We start from the raw sequence: 18843 nt of genomic DNA, 5'->3' as shown, positions 1-18843 counted from the left end.
GACGAAGCGTGAACATCGGGCTGTTTGGGTGAATCAAAACTAACAAAAAGCCCTTATTTTATCGATGTAACATACGATTCACCGTTTCAAATAAACCATCTCTTTATGCTGTTATTTAAGCTGATCTTCAAACGCCTCCCTTAGTTTGAACCTATCAGGCGAGACAAAAGTTTCGTCGAATAAGTCGTAAAAACGACAACAGGGGAAGTGTCATGATCAAAACAGCCGCTACGGCCATTGAGCCCGCACGCGACAACTCCGCTGCACCGGTGCAGCCGCTCTATCTCGAAGCTCTTACGCTTGTCGAGCGTCTGCATCGCCGTCTGCTCGACGTGATCAAGGACGAATTCGATCGCCGCGGCCGCGCCGACATCAATTCGGTGCAGGCTCTGCTGCTCTATAATATCGGCGACAAGGAATTGACCGCCGGCGAGTTGCGCACGCGCGGCTATTACCTCGGCTCCAACGTCTCGTACAATCTCAAGAAGCTTGTCGAGATGGGCTTCCTCGATCATCAGCGTTCGCGCGTCGATCGCCGCTCGGTCCGCATCCGCCTGACGGCGCAGGGCCAGGAAATCCGCCACATCGTCGACGCGCTGTATCAGAAGCACGTCAAGACGGTGGAGCAGGTGGGCGGCATCTCGAACGCCGAGTTCGCGACGCTGAACAAATCGCTGCATCGCCTCGAGCGCTTCTGGACCGACCAGATCCTGTATCGGCTCTGAGCCCTTCAAAAATTCGGGTCAGCCGGCAGATTTAAAAAGACCGGCGGCCTATCGTTCTTCCTTGCAGTTTTACGCCGGTGCCCTCCGGCTGTTACCGAAGTGCGCACAAGACGCACGCGGAAGAATTCCGCACGAGTTTCCCCTGGTGTGGGATATGCGACTAGGCGCCTTCGGGCGCCTTTTCGCGTTCTCGCGGTCAGGCTGAGTAGAGGCTGTCGATTACTTCGCTCGCAGCGGGGCGACCACAGTGAAGTCCATGACGAAGGTGTCGCCGTAGTTACCGCTCGGCCCCACAGCCACGACCCATACGGGTATTTTTGCGCTTCCGCTAAGCTTCTTTGTCAGCGTCACCTTGGAATGGCAGCCGGTGGTGCCGGATTTTCCTAAAATCACGTTTTTCAGGCTGGAAATTTCTTGTTCAACAGGCAATCCTGAAGACCAATCCCAGTCTTGATGATCTCAATGTTATATCCTCGACAAACCGACATGTTATCGGGATGCATATTGAATGGAACGCCGGTCGAAATTGCTTCGTCCAAATTTTGTTGCGTCGTTCCGGCGTCAAATCCTATCTCAAAGAAGGGTATCTTCAGGCCGAACCCCCAACCGCTGTCATGCGTTTTGGAGATCGTCCACGAGATGGCCACTTGCAAATCTTGCGGCAGGCTTCTCTTCTTAAGTGCAGCGCCCACACGTCCCGCTTCACATTGCAGGGTATTATTTATGACCGCGTCGCTTGGCGGATCTGATGGATCGAGTGCTTTCGCGGATTGAACAAAGCCAAAAAAACAAAGCGCAGACGTCACAATAACCTTTGCGAACAATGGTGCCTCCCAACCCCAAAAATTCAAAACTAGCATACAGGCTTAGGTTGTACATGCGGGAGCAGCCATAAATTGCAGCTTCCGCGGCTGCTTTCACGGTAGAGAAAGCTCGGCTCGCGATTTCAGGCTCAAGGATTTTGCTACGCCTCGCGTGGTCGTCTTCCGAGAATCGACTCGTAAACGAGTCCTGAATCCTCTCCCGCGGAAGGCAAAAATATCGTCCGAGACTCTTGCGCGGACTCTTTCCATCATCCTCACATCATGAGGCCGATTCTCAAATTCGCCGGCGACCGCCTGCAGGTCGCGCTGATGCTCGTGCTGCTGGCCGCGTGCTCGCTGAACGTGATGTTCCTCTGCGCGCGCCTGTAGGCCGGTGCGCTTTCAAAAAGCCGGTTTGAGCCGTTGGCGCTCCCTGGGCAGGTAATCTTGCCCAACCCTGGCGATCGGGAACCCGGAATGTGGGCAAAAAGGGCGGTTGCGGAGGGCCCGACCGGGCTGAACCCGCCAAAACCGCCGTTTCGAAGCCTTCGGGACGGGCCGGTGGCATGCAGCCCACAGCGCCAGCGCAGAACAGGGCTGCCCGGCATAAATTGCGGCCCACGGGCTTGGAACTTGGCCGCCCCCGCCAGATATGGTATCTCGCGCCTGCCGCCCTTAGATGACACCGGAGCAGTTTCAGGGAAGCCCGAAACCGGGTTTTCATCCGAAAATGCTCCCAATCAGGCCGCCCGTAGCCGATCTTGAAAGCTGCGGCGGTGGAGACATTCCGCAATGAGCTCATCTGCCAAGACTGCTTCCGCTCCCGATTCGTTTTTCACGGCCTCGCTCGCGCAGGCCGATCCCGAGATCGCGAATGCGATCAAGGGTGAACTCGGTCGTCAGCAGCATGAGATCGAGCTGATCGCGTCCGAGAACATCGTCAGCCGCGCCGTTCTCGAAGCGCAGGGCTCGGTGATGACCAACAAGTATGCGGAAGGCTATCCGGGCGCGCGATATTATGGCGGTTGCGAGTTCGTCGACGTTGCTGAAACGCTGGCCATCGAGCGCGCGAAGAAACTGTTCGGCGCGAACTTCGCCAACGTGCAGCCCAACTCCGGCAGCCAGATGAATCAGGCCGTGTTCCTGGCGCTGTTGCAGCCGGGCGATACCTTCATGGGCCTCGACCTCGCTGCGGGCGGACATCTCACCCACGGCGCGCCGGTCAACATGTCCGGCAAGTGGTTCAAGCCGATGCACTACACCGTGCGCCGCGAAGACCAGATCATCGACATGGACGCGGTTGCGAAGCAGGCGGAAGAGATCAAGCCGAAGCTGATCATTGCCGGTGGCTCGGCTTACTCGCGTGCCTGGGATTTCAAGCGCTTCCGCGAGATTGCCGACAGCGTCGGCGCGTATCTGCTGGTCGACATGGCGCACTTCGCTGGTCTCGTCGCGGGCGGCGTTCATGCCAATCCGGTGCCGTATGCACACGTCACCACGACCACGACCCATAAGTCGCTGCGTGGTCCGCGCGGTGGTCTGATCCTGAGCAACGACGAGGTTATCGCCAAGAAGCTGAACTCGGCAATCTTCCCCGGCTTGCAGGGTGGCCCTCTGATGCATGTGATCGCGGCGAAGGCCGTCGCGTTCAAGGAAGCATTGCAGCCGGACTTCAAGATCTACGCCAAGAACGTGGTCGAGAACGCCAAGGCGCTCGCGGAAACGCTGCGCTCCAACGGGTTCGAGATCGTCTCCGGCGGCACCGACAACCATCTGATGCTGGTCGATCTGCGGCCGAAGGGCCTCAAAGGCAACGTCTCCGAGAAGGCGCTGGTTCGCGCCGGTCTGACCTGCAACAAGAACGGCATTCCGTTCGATCCCGAAAAGCCGTTCGTCACCTCCGGCCTGCGTCTCGGCACCCCGGCGGCGACCACGCGCGGGTTCGGTGTTGCCGAATTCAAGCAGGTGGGTGCGCTGATTTCGGAAGTGCTCAACGCCGTTGCCCAGTCGGGCGAAGGTTCGGCGCCTCTGGTCGAGGCGGCGGTCAAGGAGAAGGTGAAGGAACTCACCAGCCGCTTCCCGATCTATCAGTAAGGGGTACGCGGAATGCGCTGCCCGAGCTGCAACAGTCTCGATACGCAGGTAAAGGATTCGCGGCCGACGGAAGATTCGGCCGTGATCCGGCGGCGGCGCGTCTGCATGGCGTGCAACTTCCGCTTCACCACCTTCGAGCGAGTGCAGCTTCGCGAACTCACCGTCATCAAGCGCAACAGCCGCCGGGTTCCGTTTGACCGCGACAAGCTGGTGCGCTCGCTCCAGATCAGCCTGCGCAAGCGTCCGGTCGATCCCGAGCGCGTTGAGAAGATGGTCTCGGCCATCGTGCGCGAGCTTGAAAGCGGCGGCGAGGCGGAGATTTCCTCGGAGGTCATCGGCGAGACCGTGATGGAGCATCTGCGCCAGCTCGACGACGTGGCCTATGTCCGCTTCGCCTCGGTCTACCGTAACTTCCGTGAGGCCAAGGACTTCGAGGCTGTGCTCGGCGAACTGTCCGGTGAGGATGAGCCGCCGCGTCCGGTGGCCGTGCGCAAGTGATTTTCCCGCAGCGCGCGTTGTTCTCTGGTGTCCCGGGCGCAATGCAGCGCGAAGCGGTGCGTTGCTGAACCGGGACCGCTGGAGAACGTGTAAGACCCTGTCGCGGTCCCGGCTCTGCGATGCACCGTTGCACGCTGCATCGCGTCCGGGACAAGGTGCCTTCATTCCGTGGCGGGCATACCTGAAAGCAGTGGATGCAATTCCGGCCAGACCCTGACGACCTTCGTTACATGCAGCTCGCGCTGGCGCTCGGCCGGCGCGGGCAGGGCCGTACCTGGCCGAATCCCGCTGTTGGCGCGGTCATCGTCAAGGACGGCGTCATTGTGGGGCGCGGCTGGACCCAGCCCGGCGGGCGTCCACATGCCGAACCGGAGGCGCTGAAGCGCGCGGGCGATGCGGCGCGCGGCGCGACGCTCTACGTCACGCTGGAACCGTGTTCGCATTTCGGGAAATCGCCGCCGTGCGCGGACGCGATCATTGCCGCGGGTATTGCGCGGGTCGTTTCCGCCATCGAGGATCCAAATCCTGAAGTCGGCGGGCAGGGTCATGCGCGGCTGCGGGCCGCGGGGATCGAGGTCGAAATCGGCCTGTGCCGGGAGGAAGCGGCGCGTGATCATGCCGGGCACTTCCTGCGCGTTCGCGCGAGACGCCCGTTCGTCATTTTGAAGCTTGCTGTCTCCGCCGACGACAAGATCGCGGCCGCGGGCCATCGGCCTGTCGCGATCACCGGCGAAGCGGCGAAAGCCCGCGTGCATCTGCTGCGTGCGCAAAGCGACGCGATCCTCGTTGGCATCGGCACGGTGCTTGCTGACGATCCGCTGCTCACCGTGCGGTTGCCGGGGCTGGAAGCACAATCGCCGGTCCGCGTGGTGCTGGATCGCGCGCTGCGCCTGCCGGGCGACAGCAAGCTGGTGCACTCCGCACGCCAGACATCGCTGTGGGTCATGACGTCCGGTCTGTCGGACGCACCAGCCGCGATGAAGCTCGGCGCTGCGGGCGCGCAGGTGATGCGCGTGCCGGTGAGCGATGGATCGCCGCCCGGCCTACATCTGAAATCGGTTCTAAACACGCTGGCTGAGCGCGGCATCACCCGGCTGATGGTGGAAGGCGGTGCGCGGGTGGCTTCATCGTTCCTGAGCGCGGGTCTTGTCGACGAGGTTTGGCTGCTGCGCGGGCAGGGCGCTATCGGCATGGATGGTATTCCGGCGCTCGATACGCAGCCGTTGTCGGTGGTCACCCAGTCGCCTCGCTGGCGCGCGCGTGCTACCGAGACTTTGGATAAAGACACGCTTACGGTTTACGAACGATCATGATCCGGAAAAGTGGAAACCGGTTTTCCGATCAGATCATGATCAATTGAAAAGAGATCTATATGTTCACCGGCATCATCACGGACCTTGGCGAAATCACCAGCATCACGCCGACGGCGCAAGGGCAATTGCACCGGCTGCGCATCGCGTGCCGCTACGACCAGACGACCATCGCAGACGGTGCGTCGATCGCCTGCAACGGCGTGTGCCTCACGGTGGTGCAGTCGGGCGTCGATCAGGGCAAGACGTGGTTCGATGTCGATGCCGCTGCCGAGACGCTGCGGCTGACAACCGCGAAGGGCTGGGGCAAGGGAACGCGCCTCAACCTCGAGCGTGCGCTCAAGATCGGCGACGAACTCGGCGGGCACATCGTTGCCGGGCATGTCGACGGGATAGCCACGATCATCTCGCGCGAAGACCTGCCCGACATGGCCCGGTTCGAGTTGCGTGCGCCGCGCGATCTTGCAAAGTTCATTGCGGCGAAGGGGTCGGTGGTGCTCGACGGCGCGTCGCTGACGGTCAATACTGCTGTTGACGATACGTTTTCCGTTCTCATCATCCCGCACACGCTGCAGGTAACGACGCTGAGCGACTGGCGCGCGGGGTCGGAAGTCAATCTCGAAATCGATCTGATGGCGCGCTATGCCGCGCGATTGATCGAGATGAAATAGAATCTGCCTGAGCGCCAGATGGCGCAGGCAGGCGACGCACAGCGACGGGATTGGCATGCGCAAGCAACTCACCGATCAGCAGGTCGAGGTCTTCCGGGAGCGATTGCTGCGCGCCGCCGAAAAGCTGTTTACCAAGCATGGCGTCGCCGGCGTCTCGATGCGTCAGATCGCCCAGGCACTGGGTTACAGCCAGACGGCCGCGTATCGTTACTTTGCCAACAAGGACGAAATCCTGCTTGCGATGCGTGCGGCTGCACTTGATCGCTTCTGCGGACATCTGGAAGCGGCATTCGATCCGGAGCGCGATGCGCGCAGGAATGCCCGCGCGGTGGGGCAGGCCTTTCTCAACTTCGCGCTGAAACATCCCGACACTTATCGGCTGATTTTCTTCACCGAAAATCTCGAACAGGCGATTGCTCCGCAGTATTCCGCGATCATGACGCGCTTTCGCGCCACCATGACCACCTATGTGCAGGCGCTTCTCGACGCCGGATATATCGAAGGCGATGTCGAGACGCTGGCCGAAGCGTTCTTCTCCGCCGCGCATGGCATTGTCATGATGCACATGAGCGGTCTTCTGAAAACGGTCCGGGCGCGGGATGACCTGCACCGCGCATCCATGCGCCTCATCGCAAGGGGGGCGGGCATGTCCGATGTCCCGCAAGCGGCTGCGAAAAAGCCGATCCGGATCGCCGCAACCGGGCGCGCAACCCGCAAAACTTGACGGTGTTAAATTAATTAAATAGCGTGCCGCCCAAAAACGGACCGCGTTTCGCCGCGGTCGGATGAGAACAGTTCAAAAGGGGAAACACATGCCGCTTTTCAGCGAATATCCGGTTGCAACGCTCCAGGATGTCGTCCGGTTCGAAACCGAGAAAACGCTGGAGCAGCGTTATGACGCGCGCAGCGTCTACGATATTTTTACGAAGAGCGCGTCACGTCACCCTGATCGCACTGCGCTGACTATGCTGATGACCGGCGCTGATGACGAGACGGCGCGTGTTGTCACGTACAAGCAGATGCTCGATGGCGTAACCCGCGCGGCGAATTTCTTCGCAAGCCTTGGCGGTCCGGGGGCGGGAGTTGCCTACATCCTGCCGAGCCTTGTCGAGACGCATTTCACGCTCTGGGGCGCGGAAGCGCAGGGCTATGCCGTGCCGATCAACTTCCTGCTCCAGGCGCAGAACATCGCCGATCTGGTCCGCGCGGCCGATGCAAAGATTCTCGTCGCGCTCGGCCCGCATCCGCAACTCGACATCTGGCAGAAGGCTGTCGAGGTCAAGAAGCTGCTGCCCGACATCAAGCTGGTGCAGGTCTCCCTGTCCGATGCACCGCTGCCGGACGGCGTGTTCGGTTTTGCGCCTGGTCTCAAGGCACAGGATGGGAGCGCGCTCACCTTCGGCAAGGCGCGGGTCGGCGATGACGTTGCGGCCTATTTTCACACCGGCGGCACCACAGGTTCGCCGAAGCTCGTCACCCATACCCATCGCATGCAGATCGCCGCGGGGTTCGGCGGAACGGTGTTGCAGGACTTGAGCGAGACCGATGTCATCACCAACGGCCTGCCGTTGTTTCATGTGGCCGCGACGATTTCGTGCGGACTGTCGTTCTTCATCGCAGGCGCGAACGTCATCGTTCTTTCGCCGGCGGGAATGCGCAATCCGGTCATCATCAAGAATTTCTGGAAGATTATTGAGCGCTATCGCGCGACCGTGATCGGCGGCGTGCCGACGGCGTTGGCCGCGTTGCTCAATGTGCCGGTCGATGCCGACATTTCGTCGGCGCGCTACAGCATCTCTGGTGCGTCGCTGCTGCCGCGCGCAGTGGCCGTGCAGTACCAAAAGATGACCGGAACGAAGATTCACGAAATTCTCGGCATGACCGAGACCGGCGGACTTGTCTCGATCGATCCCGCGCCGGCGGAGCCGGTGCTGGGCTCTGTCGGCGTCCGGCTGCCGTATACGCAGGTCGTGGTGCGCAGGCTGTCGGCGGACGGTTCGCTGGGCGAGGCCTGCGCGCCGCACGAGGTCGGCGTGATGACCGTATCCGGCCCCAATGTCACACCGGGCTATAAGGATCAGAGCCAGAACGGCAGCGCGCTGCGTGACGGCTATCTCGACAGCGGCGATCTGGCCTACACCGACGAGGAGGGACGCCTGTTCATTGCGGGCCGCTCGAAGGACCTGATTATCCGCAGCGGCCACAACATCGATCCGGTTCTGATCGAGGACGCCCTGCAATCACACCCCGCAGTTGCATTGGCGGCAGCCGTCGGCCAGCCGGACAAGTATGCCGGTGAACTGCCGGTCTGTTATGTCGCGCTCAAGCCCGGCGCGCAGGCAACGCCCGATGAGTTGAAAGCATTTGCCGAGCCGCTGATCGCGGAACGCCCGGCCTGGCCGAAGCAGGTGATCGTCATCGACGCCATTCCGATGACCAGCGTGGGCAAAATCTTCAAGCCGCAGTTGCGCACCGACGCCGTGCAGCGGCTGGTGGAGCAGGTGGTGGCGGATGCCGTTGGGTCCGACAGCGCGAGGATTGATGTCGCGGCCGGCGGCAAGCGCGGCATTGATGTCACCGTAACGCTGGCTGCGGCGCAATCTGGTCAGCAGGGCGTGGTCGAGAAGGCGCTGGAGGGCTATTTGTTCGATTACAAGGTCGCACAGGCCGTTTGAGCCGGGTTCAAAGCTGCATCCCTGCCTTGAAAGGGGCCCGTTGTGCTTGGCTTTGTAGCGCTCAGCGACTACAAACGCGCAAACACGGAACCCTTTGACTGGATGGAATGATGGCTGAACCGCGGCGCGCAGAGCTCAAGGACCAAACCGATATCAGCGGCGCGACCGTCGTCATCATCGAAGCCCGCTTTTACGACGATATTCAGGAAGCGCTGCTTCAGGGTGCGATCAAGGAACTGGAGGCCGCGGGCGTCGGCTATGACGTCATCAGCGTGCCGGGTGCTCTCGAAATTCCGGCAGCGATCGCCATTGCCATGGATGCATCGAAGAAGAATGGCCGGCAGTATGACGGCGCGATTGCACTCGGCTGTGTTGTGCGCGGCGACACCATTCATTTCGAGATTGTTTCGATGGAATCCTCGCGCGCGCTCATGGACCTTGCTGTGGCGCGCAGCCTGCCGCTCGGCAACGGCATCATTACCGTCAACACCACGGAGCAGGCGTGGGAACGCGCCCGCAGTGACAAGCTGAACAAGGGTGGCGACGCGGCCCGCGCGGCGCTCACCATGATGCGGATCAAGAAGCGCCTGGCGAAACCACTATGAGCGACACCAAGAAAGCCAGCGACAAAGGACCGGGCGACCGCAAGGCCAATCGCCGCGGGGCGGCACGGCTCGCCGCCGTGCAGGCGCTGTATCAGATGGACATCGCAGGCGCGGGTATCGGCGACATCTTTGCCGAGTTCGAGAGCCATTGGCTCGGGAACGAAGTGGAGGGTGACACCTACCTTCCCGCTGAAGCGGCTTTCTTCAAGGATGTCGTGTCTGGCGTGGTGCGCGACCAGGGCAAGCTTGATCCGCTTATCGACAAGGCGCTCGAAAGCGGCTGGCCGCTCAAGCGTATCGACGCGATCCTGCGCGCGACATTGCGGGCAGGCGCGTATGAGCTCGAACATCGCAAAGATATTCCGGCGCGCGTCGTGGTGTCGGAATATGTCGATGTCGCGCATGCCTTCGTCGACAAGGATGAAACCGGCATGGTGAATGCTGTGCTCGACCAGATCGCACGGCAGTTCCGCGCAAGCGAATTTACGCGGGCGGGTCACTAGTTATGACGGCGCCGGGTGCCGGAGCATCGGGCGAGGACGATTTGATCGCGCGCTATTTCCGCCCGCTCGCGACCGATCCGGGTGCTTTCAGTCTCGTTGATGATGCGGCTCTGCTGAATCACTCCGGCGATGATCTTGTCGTAACCACGGACGCTATCGTCGAAGGCGTTCATTTCCTTCCCGATGATCCTCCCGACACCATCGCGCGCAAGGCGCTGCGGGTGAATCTGTCGGACTTGGCAGCCAAGGGCGCTTCGCCTGCGGGGTTTGTGCTGACGCTTGCGCTACGGGACGCGGCGGACAAATGGCTGGCACCGTTCGCCTGCGCGCTCGGCGAGGACGCGGCGGACTTCGGATGTCCGGTGCTCGGTGGCGATACGGTCTCGACGCCGGGACCGCTGATGATTTCGATCACGGCGTTCGGCCGTGTGCCGCCGGGCAAGATGGTTCGACGGACCGGTGCGAAGCCGGGCGACCGGATCGCGGTCACCGGCACCATCGGCGATGCGGCGCTGGGCTTGCGCGTTCTCAAGGGCAAGATCGCGGGCGAGGGGCTCGATACGTCCACGCGCGACTTCCTCATTCAGCGTTATCGCGTGCCTCAGCCGCGCAATGCGCTTGGTCTTGCGATCCGCGAACATGCCAATGCTGCGATGGATGTATCGGACGGATTGGCCGGCGATCTCACAAAGCTCTGTGTCGCATCTGGCGTGTCAGCCGCGATCGGCCTCGCGGCTGTTCCGCTCTCTGCTCCCACGCGCGCCTTGCTCGCTAACGGGAGTGCGGACATCGAAGCCGCGGTGTCCGGCGGCGATGATTACGAGGTGCTGTGTACCGTTCCGGAGAATCGGTGGGATTCGTTCGTCGCCGCTGCACGCAAGGCCGATGTGCCGGTATCGGCCATAGGCAGGATCGAGGCGGGCGCGGCAGTGGCCCGGTTCCTCGATGCGGCAGGCCAGCCGATCGTGCTGAAATGCCTGTCCTACAGCCATTTCTGATTGTTTTCGCGCTGCACCAAAACTCCTTGTGCAGCGTTCGTTGAATCATCCAAAAACCAGCCCCCCGAACACCGGTGGCGTTGCGTCAAGGGTACGATTTTGGCATTGTCCGCGCCGAATTGAGGCAGCTTTTCGCCTTCGAAAACGCATGACTTCTTTTTTGCGCGCCCGGTCGCCCTGTTACGACCCGTGGAGCGTTTCTGGGGAAACAGCAGGGGACTGAGGCAACATCAATGACAGCATTATGGTTGATCGTGCTCGCGGGAGCGCTTTCTATCGTCTACGCCGCGTGGGCAACTTCGTCGGTGCTTGGGGCTGATGCGGGCAATGCCCGTATGCAGGAAATCGCAGCAGCGGTGCGCGAAGGCGCGCAGGCCTATCTCAAGCGCCAGTACATGACGATCGGTATCGTCGGCATCGTGATCTTCGCGCTGCTGGCCTACTTCCTCGGCATTCTCGTGGCGGTCGGCTTCCTGATCGGCGCGGTGCTCTCGGGCGCTGCCGGCTTCATCGGCATGAACGTCTCGGTGCGCGCCAACGTCCGCACCGCGCAGGCGGCGACCAAGTCGCTGGCCGGCGGCCTTGAACTCGCCTTCAAGGCGGGCGCGATCACGGGCCTTCTGGTCGCAGGTCTCGCGCTGCTCGGCGTGACGCTGTACTTCATGTACCTCACCAAGGGCGCAGGTTTTGCCCCCAACAGCCGCACTGTTGTCGACGCACTGGTGGCGCTCGGCTTTGGCGCTTCGCTGATCTCGATCTTTGCGCGTCTCGGCGGCGGCATCTTCACCAAGGGTGCGGACGTCGGCGGCGATCTCGTCGGCAAGGTCGAAGCCGGCATTCCGGAAGATGATCCGCGCAACCCGGCCACCATCGCCGACAACGTCGGTGACAACGTCGGGGACTGCGCCGGCATGGCGGCCGACCTGTTCGAGACCTATGCCGTGACCGCGGTCGCGACCATGGTGCTCGCTGCGATCTTCTTCGCCACGTCGCCGCTGCTCGTGAACATGATGACGCTGCCGCTCGCCATTGGCGGTATCTGCATTCTGACCTCGATCGCTGGCACCTTCTTCGTGAAGCTCGGCGCCAGCCAGTCGATCATGGGAGCGCTGTACAAGGGGCTGATCGCCACCGGCGTTCTGTCGTTGATCGGTGTGGCCATTGTCATTCACCAGTTGATCGGCTTCGGTCCGCTTGCTGGCGTGAAGTACACCGGCCTTGCACTGTTTGAGTGCGGCGTCGTTGGTCTGGTGGTGACCGGTCTCATCATCTGGATCACCGAATACTACACCGGCACCGATTTCCGCCCGGTGAAGTCGATCGCGCAGTCGTCGGTGACCGGTCACGGCACCAACGTGATCCAGGGTCTCGCGATCTCGATGGAATCGACGGCGGCTCCGGCCATCGTCATCATCGCAGGCATCCTGATCACCTACAGCCTCGCTGGTCTGTTCGGCATCGCGATCGCAACCACGACAATGCTGGCGCTGGCCGGCATGATCGTCGCGCTCGACGCTTTCGGACCTGTCACCGACAATGCCGGTGGCATTGCCGAAATGGCTGGCCTTCCGAAAGAAGTGCGCAAGGCCACCGACGCGCTCGACGCAGTCGGCAACACCACCAAGGCCGTCACCAAGGGCTATGCCATCGGTTCGGCCGGTCTGGGTGCACTGGTGCTGTTCGCTGCGTACAATGAAGATCTAAAGTTCTTCATCGCCAACGCTGCGAAGTATCCGTACTTCCAGGGGGTCATTCCTGACTTCTCGCTGAACAACCCGTACGTCGTGGTCGGTCTGCTGTTCGGCGGCCTGCTGCCGTACCTGTTCGGCGCAATGGGCATGACGGCCGTGGGCCGCGCTGCCGGCGCGATCGTCGAAGAGGTTCGTCGCCAGTTCCGCGAGAAGCCCGGCATCATGAAGGGCACCGACAAGCCGGATTACGGCAAGGCCGTTGACCTTCTGACCAAGGCCGCGATCAAGGAAATGATCATTCCGTCGCTGCTGCCGGTGCTGTCGCCGATCTTCGTCTACTTCGTGATCTATGTGATCGCGGGTGGTGGCGCAGCCGGCAAGTCGGCTGCGTTCTCGGCCGTCGGCGCGATGCTGCTCGGCGTGATCGTGACCGGTCTGTTCGTCGCGATCTCGATGACCTCGGGTGGCGGCGCATGGGACAACGCCAAGAAGTACATCGAGGACGGCCACTTCGGCGGCAAGGGTTCGGATGCTCACAAGGCAGCCGTGACCGGCGACACCGTCGGCGATCCCTATAAGGATACGGCGGGTCCTGCCGTGAACCCGATGATCAAGATCACCAACATCGTGGCATTGTTGTTGCTCGCGATCCTGGCGCATTGATCGTCGCAATCTAGAACTGGAAAGCCCCGCGGCTTGCGCTGCGGGGTTTTTCTTTGCGCCGTTGCCGCAGATGATTGTTGCGATTTGATGACAGGTTGAATCTTTGTCCCCGCTGAAAATTTTCGGTCGGTCGGGAAACCAACACATCCTTGTGCGTTGTTACTCATTCCACCACGGGAGGCGAACGAATGGCAGCCGACGATGGAGATCCGTTCGAGCAGGGGAAGCTCGCACGATTCAACAATGAGCCGCACGACAATCCCTATCCGGAAAACACCGAGCAGCACGAGCGCTGGGAGGCGGGCTACAGGTTTGTAGAGCAGGGTTTGATGTCAGTCTGACCCTTTGCGTCGAAACGAAAAACGGCCGCCTTTGAGGGCGGCCGTTTTGCTTGAGGCGTTTTCCGACGTCAGTTGACGTCCATCTTGAGGCCTTCCTTGTTGATGATGCCCGCGAACTTCTTGATTTCGGCTTCGACGAAGGCGGTGTATTGTTCCGGCGTTCCGTAATCGGGCACGGCACCCATCGCCGCGATGTTTCTCTTGATATCGTCGCGTTCCAGCATCTTTTTGATCTCGGCATTGTAGGCGTCGACGATCGGGCGCGGCGTTCCGGCTTGCATAAACATTCCGAACCAGGACGAGACGTCGAAGTTGGCAAGTTCCGGCGCACTCTCGCGCATTGTCGGGACGTCGGGCGCCTTGAAACTGCGCTCCGGCGTCGTCACGGCCAGTGCGACGAGCTTGCCATCTTCGGTCTGCGGCAGTGACGGATAAAGATTGTCGAACAGGATCGCCACGTCGCCGCCGAGCGCGCCGGTCAAGGCGGGGCCCGCGCCGCGGAACGGGATGTGCGTCATCTTCACACCGGTCAACTGCATGAACCAAACGGCGGTGAGGTGCGGGCTTTGTCCGACGCCTGACGTGCCGTAGTTCAGCTTGTCCGGATTGGCCTTGAGGTAGGTGATCAGTTCCTTGATCGACTTGATGCCGCTGGAAGGATGCGCGGAGACGATGTTGGGAATGCGGATGGCATTGCTGACCGGCTGCAACTGATCCGCCTTGTAGGGCAGGGAGCGAAAGATGCTGTAGGCCACGGCATTGGGCCCGGGGTTGCCCACCAGAATGCTGTTGCCGTCCGGCTTTTGCTGGACGTAGTAGGCGGTGCCGATGGTGCCGCCGCCGCCGGATTTGTTCTCGACGACCGCCGATATGCCCCACGCCTGCTGCAAATGTTGCGCGAGGTAGCGGCCGATCACGTCGGTGCTGCCGCCGGGGGCGGCGGGCACGATGATGCGGACCGTTTCATTCGGACGCCAGTCGGCAGACTTCGCCGGGCGTGGCCAGAGCGGACTTGTCGAAAGAGCCGCGGCGCCCGACAGGACGGCGCGGCGAGAGAGTGAACGTGTCATCGGTAGTCCTCCCAACTGCATCTCGTTTTCGAGATATTGTTGGAGGAAAGCGTATCGGTCGGGTTTGGGGGCGGCAAGCGCCGCGGCTACGCACGACGGACGAGAGTTTCGCGCAGCAAAATACCGGCGGTTTGCCCGCCGGTATGGTTCAGGGATCAGCGCGGGCTGAGGAGCTTGAAGATCGGCGTGAGGTAGCTCATTTCCTGACCGCTGGTCGGCGTCGTGCGGCTGATGAAATCGAAGATCTTGCCGTCCTGAAGTCCGTAATTCGCGATGCGCTGGACCGTCCGGTTCTTGTCGAAATAGATCGCGATTACGCGCTGGTCGACGACCTGCTGCTGCATAAAGGCGACTTTGCGCTCCGAGCGCTGGGAGATGTAGTAGAACACTTCGCCGCTCAGGGTCGCGACGGTGGACGGCGTGCCCATCACGATGAGGACCTGATCCTGACTGGCGCCGATCGGAATTTGCTCGAGTGCGCCCGGGGGCAGGATGTAGCCCTTTTGGAACTGCTCACCGGTGCAGGCCGCCAGCATGGTGCCGACAAGCAGGGCAGCAGCCGCCACCCGGAGACCGGCAGCGAATCCCCGCATCCCAGCGGACTGTCTGAAAGCAGTCATCTTCGTCTTGCCTCTTGCATCAGCTTGAGCGTTGACGTACCGGGCAGAGCCTCGGATTTCAACACACCGGGAGCCATCAGCGCGATCAGGAATCGCCGCTGGCTCCGACGTGGAACCCAAAAATGCTTTGGCCATTCAATCGCTTCAGGAACCCCACCGTCCCGCGCGGCACCATTGAAGCCATCTATGGCATGATCGTGGCGCAAGCGCGAGAACCGGTGTTTTACACGGACCTAGGTGTCCGGGACACGGTTAATGGCCGATTCGACATGCTGGTCCTGCACCTCTGGCTGGTGCTGCGCCGGTTACAGCCGATCGAGGGTGGAAGCGTCCTGTCACAGGCGCTTTTCGACCATTTCTGCGCGGACATGGACGACAACCTGCGCGAAATGGGGGTGGGAGACCTGACCGTCCCGAAGCGCATGCAGGCGTTCGGCGAGGCGTTCTACGGACGCTCGACGGCTTATGATTTGGCCTTAGAAGCGGGCGAGGCGGAATTGGCGCAGGCGTTGTCCAAGAATGTCTTCAACGGAGAGGCCCTGGAGAGAGCGAAGGCGCTCGCGGGCTATGTCCGCGATGTCAGCGCCCGTCTGGCGGCTCTGGACGACGCGGCCGTTCGCAGAGGGGCGTGGACCTTTCCAAAGGTTGCAACTGATCAACTGCGAGTAACGCCATGAGCAAGGGTCATATGACTGGCAGCGACCTTCCCTGGAGCTTTCCGGTGATGGTTTCCCAGTTACCTGAAGCGGGATTGCACCAGGCTCTGGAAGCCAGCGCGGCTCAGCGCGATCTGATCGCCAAGGCCGCCGGCGTGAATGCGGTGCTGCGCGCCACTGCGTCATTCGATGTCGTGGCTGAAACCGAAGGCCGGGTGAGCGTCACCGGAAAGGTCACGGCCCGGGTCGAACAGACGTGCGTGGTTTCGCTCGATCCCGTCGAGAATGATATCGACGAAGATATTGCGGTTGTTTTCGCACAACCCGCGCAGATCCCGGCGGGCGCCAAATCAGTTCAGAAGGACGAAGGGGATGACGCGGAGATTCCCGATCTGCCTGAACCCATCGTCCATGGCGCGATCGACCTTGGCCAATTGGCCACAGAATTTCTCGTTCTGGGAATAGATCCCTATCCGCGCAAGCCGGGGGTCTCGTTCGTTCCGCCCGAAACCCCTGAAGACCCTGATGAGCACCCCTTTGCAGCCCTCAAGGCGCTCAAGGCCACGCCGGGCGGCTCTCAGGGCAAAAAACCCAAGGGAAAATGACGCGGCTGCGGGGAGCGCTTGACCGAACCTGCGGCCGGGGTCAAGCCGTTGTATCGCACCACAAAAACGCTATTGTCGCTGCCCGGCTGGGGCTGCGCTGTTTTTGGCGAAGACTTCCGCCTACCGCTGTCACAACGATGGCATCCAGCTCGCGGCCAGTTGCTTCGAGGCCGCAACGATCAGGTTTCCGGGACGCTTATGCCGCAAAAGGTTCGAATCGCGCTTGACGCCATGGGCGGCGATTTCGGTGCATCGGTGGTGGTCCCGGGGGCGGCACTCGCCTTGATGCGGCACACCGACGTCGAATTTCTGCTGTTCGGCAACAGCGCGTTGATTGACGAGCAGCTTGAGTCTCATCCAGCACTGAAAGCCGTCTCAAAGGTCTTTCATGCCGAGATCGCCATCAGCATGGATGAGAAGCCCAGTCAGGCCCTGCGCCGCGGCCGCAAGTCATCCTCGATGTGGCTGGCGATCGACGCCGTCAAAAAGGGCGAGGCCGACGTCGCGGTCTCAGCCGGCAACACCGGCGCACTAATGGCGATGTCGCGGCTGAACCTGCACATGATGCCTGGCATCGACCGTCCGGCCATCGCGGCCGTGTGGCCGACCGTGCGCGGCGAGTCGGTCGTGCTCGATGTCGGCGCCTCGATCGGCGGGGATGCCCGCCATCTCGCGTCGCTGGCGATCATGGGAAGCGCCATGGCACGCGTTCTGTTCGATCTCGAACGGCCGACCGTGGGTCTGCTCAACATCGGCGTCGAGGAAGTGAAGGGCGTCGAGGCCGTCCGGGGAGCTGCTGAACTGCTCCGGGCGATGAACCTGCCGCAGCTCGATTTCATCGGCTTCGTCGAAGGCGACGGTATCGGCAAGGGTGCTGCAGACGTCATTGTGACCGAAGGCTTCAGCGGCAACATCGCCCTCAAGACCGCCGAGGGAACGGCCAGGCAGATTGCGGAATATCTCCGCACCGCCATGAGCCGGACCTGGCGTTCCAAGCTCGGCTACATTTTCGCGCGCGGCGCCTTCAATGCGCTGCGCGACAAGATGGACCCTCGCAAGGTCAATGGCGGGGTCTTCCTTGGACTGAATGGCGTGGTCATCAAGAGTCATGGCGGCACCGATGCCGAAGGCTTTGCGTCGGCAGTTGACGTTGGCTATGACATGGTTCGCTACGATCTCCTGCCCAAGATCAATCAAACACTCAACCGCGACGGCCACGCTCTTTCGATCGTGCCGAACGCGCAGGAGGCTGTCTCGTGACTGTGATGCGTTCGGTTGTGCTCGGCTACGGCTCTTATTTGCCGGAGCGCATTTTGACCAACGCCGAACTGGCGAAGATGGTCGACACCTCGGATGAGTGGATCATCCAGCGCACAGGCATCAAGCAGCGCCATATCGCGGCGGAGGGTGAGTTCACCTCGCATCTCGGTCTCAAGGCCGCACAGGCGGCGATCGCCAACGCCGGGATCGACACGCAGTCGATCGATCTGATCGTGCTGGCGACCTCGACACCCGACAACACATTCCCGGCGACTGCGGTTGCGATCCAGAACGGTCTGGGAATCAACCACGGCGCCGCGTTCGATCTGCAGGCGGTCTGCTCCGGCTTCATTTTCGCGCTGGCGACCGCCGACAATTTTCTGAAGACCGGTGCGTTCAAGCGGGCGCTGGTGATCGGGGCGGAAACCTTCTCGCGCATCCTGGACTGGAACGACCGTGGAACCTGCGTGCTTTTCGGTGACGGCGCCGGCGCGGTGGTTCTTGAGGCTCAATCGCAGGCCGGAACTTCTGCGGACCGCGGCATCCTGACCACACATCTGCGTTCTGACGGCCGTCACAAGGACAAGCTGTTTGTCGATGGCGGCCCCTCGAGCACCCAGACCGTCGGCCACCTGAGGATGGAAGGCCGTGAAGTGTTCAAGCACGCCGTCGGCATGATCACCGACGTCATCGTCGACGCATTTGATGCGACGGGGACGACGGCTGACGACATCGACTGGCTGGTTCCGCATCAGGCCAACAAGCGGATCATCGATGCATCTGCGAAGAAGCTGCATATTGCGCCGCAGAAAGTGGTGCTCACTGTCGACCGTCACGGAAACACCTCGGCAGCGTCGATCCCCCTCGCGCTCGCGGCTGCGGCCGACGACGGACGTATCAAGAAGAACGATCTTTTGATGCTGGAAGCGATGGGAGGCGGCTTCACCTGGGGATCGGCGCTATTGCGCTGGTGAGTCTTTTGCTAAAGTCTGTCGATAATTGAAAACAATTTCATGCTGTTGCATCGATGAGCAAGGTTGACCCTCGGTCGCTAA

At 61.5% G+C, this 18843-nt stretch carries 20 protein-coding genes; 16 read left to right on the top strand and 4 right to left on the bottom strand.

Annotation, left to right across the window (positions count from 1 at the left end):
- The first annotated feature begins 212 nt into the window (after positions 1-212).
- Positions 213-725, top strand: a complete 513-nt coding sequence (ldtR, locus tag HMPREF9695_RS10695; RefSeq protein WP_006020868.1) for a transcriptional regulator LdtR — start codon at positions 213-215, stop codon at positions 723-725.
- A gap of 219 nt (positions 726-944) precedes the next feature.
- Here the strand turns inward: ldtR and HMPREF9695_RS26345 are convergent, their stop codons facing one another.
- Positions 945-1154, bottom strand: coding sequence for a hypothetical protein (locus HMPREF9695_RS26345; RefSeq protein ID WP_157223927.1), 210 nt, complete (start codon positions 1152-1154; stop codon positions 945-947).
- Positions 1124-1549, bottom strand: coding sequence for a hypothetical protein (locus HMPREF9695_RS10690; RefSeq protein ID WP_006020867.1), 426 nt, complete (start codon positions 1547-1549; stop codon positions 1124-1126). Before HMPREF9695_RS10690 ends, HMPREF9695_RS26345 begins: the two co-directional genes overlap by 31 nt.
- 771 nt (positions 1550-2320) lie before the next feature.
- On the opposite strand from HMPREF9695_RS10690, the gene glyA reads away from it, so the two are divergent.
- The 11 genes from glyA to HMPREF9695_RS26655 all read left to right on the top strand — a co-directional run bounded on the left by glyA (position 2321) and on the right by HMPREF9695_RS26655 (position 13577).
- Positions 2321-3622 (top strand): serine hydroxymethyltransferase, encoded by a 1302-nt coding sequence (gene glyA / locus HMPREF9695_RS10685; protein ID WP_006020866.1) that lies wholly within the window; start codon positions 2321-2323, stop codon positions 3620-3622.
- 12 nt (positions 3623-3634) lie between these two features.
- On the top strand, positions 3635-4120 hold the full coding sequence (gene nrdR, locus HMPREF9695_RS10680; protein WP_006020865.1) for a transcriptional regulator NrdR: 486 nt from the start codon (positions 3635-3637) through the stop codon (positions 4118-4120).
- Between the two features lie 194 nt (positions 4121-4314).
- Positions 4315-5433, top strand: coding sequence for a bifunctional diaminohydroxyphosphoribosylaminopyrimidine deaminase/5-amino-6-(5-phosphoribosylamino)uracil reductase RibD (ribD, locus tag HMPREF9695_RS10675; protein ID WP_051054977.1), 1119 nt, complete (start codon positions 4315-4317; stop codon positions 5431-5433).
- A gap of 59 nt (positions 5434-5492) precedes the next feature.
- The gene (locus HMPREF9695_RS10670) at positions 5493-6101 is read left to right on the top strand and encodes a riboflavin synthase (RefSeq protein WP_006020863.1); all 609 of its coding nucleotides are present in this window, start codon (positions 5493-5495) and stop codon (positions 6099-6101) included.
- 55 nt (positions 6102-6156) lie between these two features.
- Entirely contained in the window at positions 6157-6825 is a 669-nt protein-coding gene (locus HMPREF9695_RS10665; RefSeq protein WP_006020862.1) for a TetR/AcrR family transcriptional regulator, read from the top strand.
- 88 nt (positions 6826-6913) lie between these two features.
- Positions 6914-8776 (top strand): acyl-CoA synthetase, encoded by a 1863-nt coding sequence (locus HMPREF9695_RS10660; protein ID WP_006020861.1) that lies wholly within the window; start codon positions 6914-6916, stop codon positions 8774-8776.
- A gap of 110 nt (positions 8777-8886) precedes the next feature.
- The gene (ribH, locus tag HMPREF9695_RS10655; protein ID WP_006020860.1) at positions 8887-9381 is read left to right on the top strand and encodes a 6,7-dimethyl-8-ribityllumazine synthase; all 495 of its coding nucleotides are present in this window, start codon (positions 8887-8889) and stop codon (positions 9379-9381) included.
- The gene (gene nusB / locus HMPREF9695_RS10650; protein WP_006020859.1) at positions 9378-9884 is read left to right on the top strand and encodes a transcription antitermination factor NusB; all 507 of its coding nucleotides are present in this window, start codon (positions 9378-9380) and stop codon (positions 9882-9884) included. Before ribH ends, nusB begins: the two co-directional genes overlap by 4 nt.
- A 2-nt stretch (positions 9885-9886) precedes the next feature.
- The gene (gene thiL / locus HMPREF9695_RS10645) at positions 9887-10882 is read left to right on the top strand and encodes a thiamine-phosphate kinase (protein WP_006020858.1); all 996 of its coding nucleotides are present in this window, start codon (positions 9887-9889) and stop codon (positions 10880-10882) included.
- A gap of 233 nt (positions 10883-11115) precedes the next feature.
- Positions 11116-13236: a sodium-translocating pyrophosphatase gene (locus HMPREF9695_RS10640; protein ID WP_006020857.1), complete on the top strand. Its 2121-nt coding sequence runs from the start codon at positions 11116-11118 to the stop codon at positions 13234-13236.
- Between the two features lie 188 nt (positions 13237-13424).
- Entirely contained in the window at positions 13425-13577 is a 153-nt protein-coding gene (locus tag HMPREF9695_RS26655) for a hypothetical protein (protein WP_006020856.1), read from the top strand.
- Positions 13578-13645: 68 nt separating this feature from the next.
- Here the strand turns inward: HMPREF9695_RS26655 and HMPREF9695_RS10635 are convergent, their stop codons facing one another.
- Together HMPREF9695_RS10635 and HMPREF9695_RS10630 are read right to left on the bottom strand one after the other, a co-directional pair.
- Positions 13646-14647 (bottom strand): Bug family tripartite tricarboxylate transporter substrate binding protein, encoded by a 1002-nt coding sequence (locus HMPREF9695_RS10635; RefSeq protein WP_006020855.1) that lies wholly within the window; start codon positions 14645-14647, stop codon positions 13646-13648.
- A gap of 155 nt (positions 14648-14802) precedes the next feature.
- Positions 14803-15267 carry an outer membrane protein assembly factor BamE gene (locus HMPREF9695_RS10630; RefSeq protein ID WP_006020854.1) on the bottom strand — a complete coding sequence of 155 codons (465 nt, stop codon included), beginning with the start codon at positions 15265-15267 and terminating at the stop codon, positions 14803-14805.
- 122 nt (positions 15268-15389) lie between these two features.
- Here HMPREF9695_RS10630 and HMPREF9695_RS10625 point away from each other — a divergent pair, with 122 nt between their 5' ends.
- The 4 genes from HMPREF9695_RS10625 to HMPREF9695_RS10610 all read left to right on the top strand — a co-directional run bounded on the left by HMPREF9695_RS10625 (position 15390) and on the right by HMPREF9695_RS10610 (position 18762).
- Entirely contained in the window at positions 15390-15944 is a 555-nt protein-coding gene (locus HMPREF9695_RS10625; RefSeq protein WP_006020853.1) for a ubiquinol-cytochrome C chaperone family protein, read from the top strand.
- On the top strand, positions 15941-16528 hold the full coding sequence (locus tag HMPREF9695_RS10620) for a YceD family protein (protein ID WP_006020852.1): 588 nt from the start codon (positions 15941-15943) through the stop codon (positions 16526-16528). The genes HMPREF9695_RS10625 and HMPREF9695_RS10620 overlap by 4 nt, the downstream gene beginning before the upstream one ends.
- Positions 16529-16726: 198 nt before the next feature.
- Positions 16727-17788 carry a phosphate acyltransferase PlsX gene (gene plsX / locus HMPREF9695_RS10615; RefSeq protein WP_006020851.1) on the top strand — a complete coding sequence of 354 codons (1062 nt, stop codon included), beginning with the start codon at positions 16727-16729 and terminating at the stop codon, positions 17786-17788.
- Entirely contained in the window at positions 17785-18762 is a 978-nt protein-coding gene (locus HMPREF9695_RS10610) for a beta-ketoacyl-ACP synthase III (protein ID WP_006020850.1), read from the top strand. Before plsX ends, HMPREF9695_RS10610 begins: the two co-directional genes overlap by 4 nt.
- The last annotated feature ends 81 nt before the right edge of the window (positions 18763-18843 follow it).

This window comes from Afipia broomeae ATCC 49717 (assembly GCF_000314675.2).
Taxonomy (GTDB): domain Bacteria; phylum Pseudomonadota; class Alphaproteobacteria; order Rhizobiales; family Xanthobacteraceae; genus Afipia; species Afipia broomeae.
The sequence above is the reverse complement of the archived record's forward strand: the minus strand, read 5'-3'. Positions and strand labels throughout refer to the sequence as shown.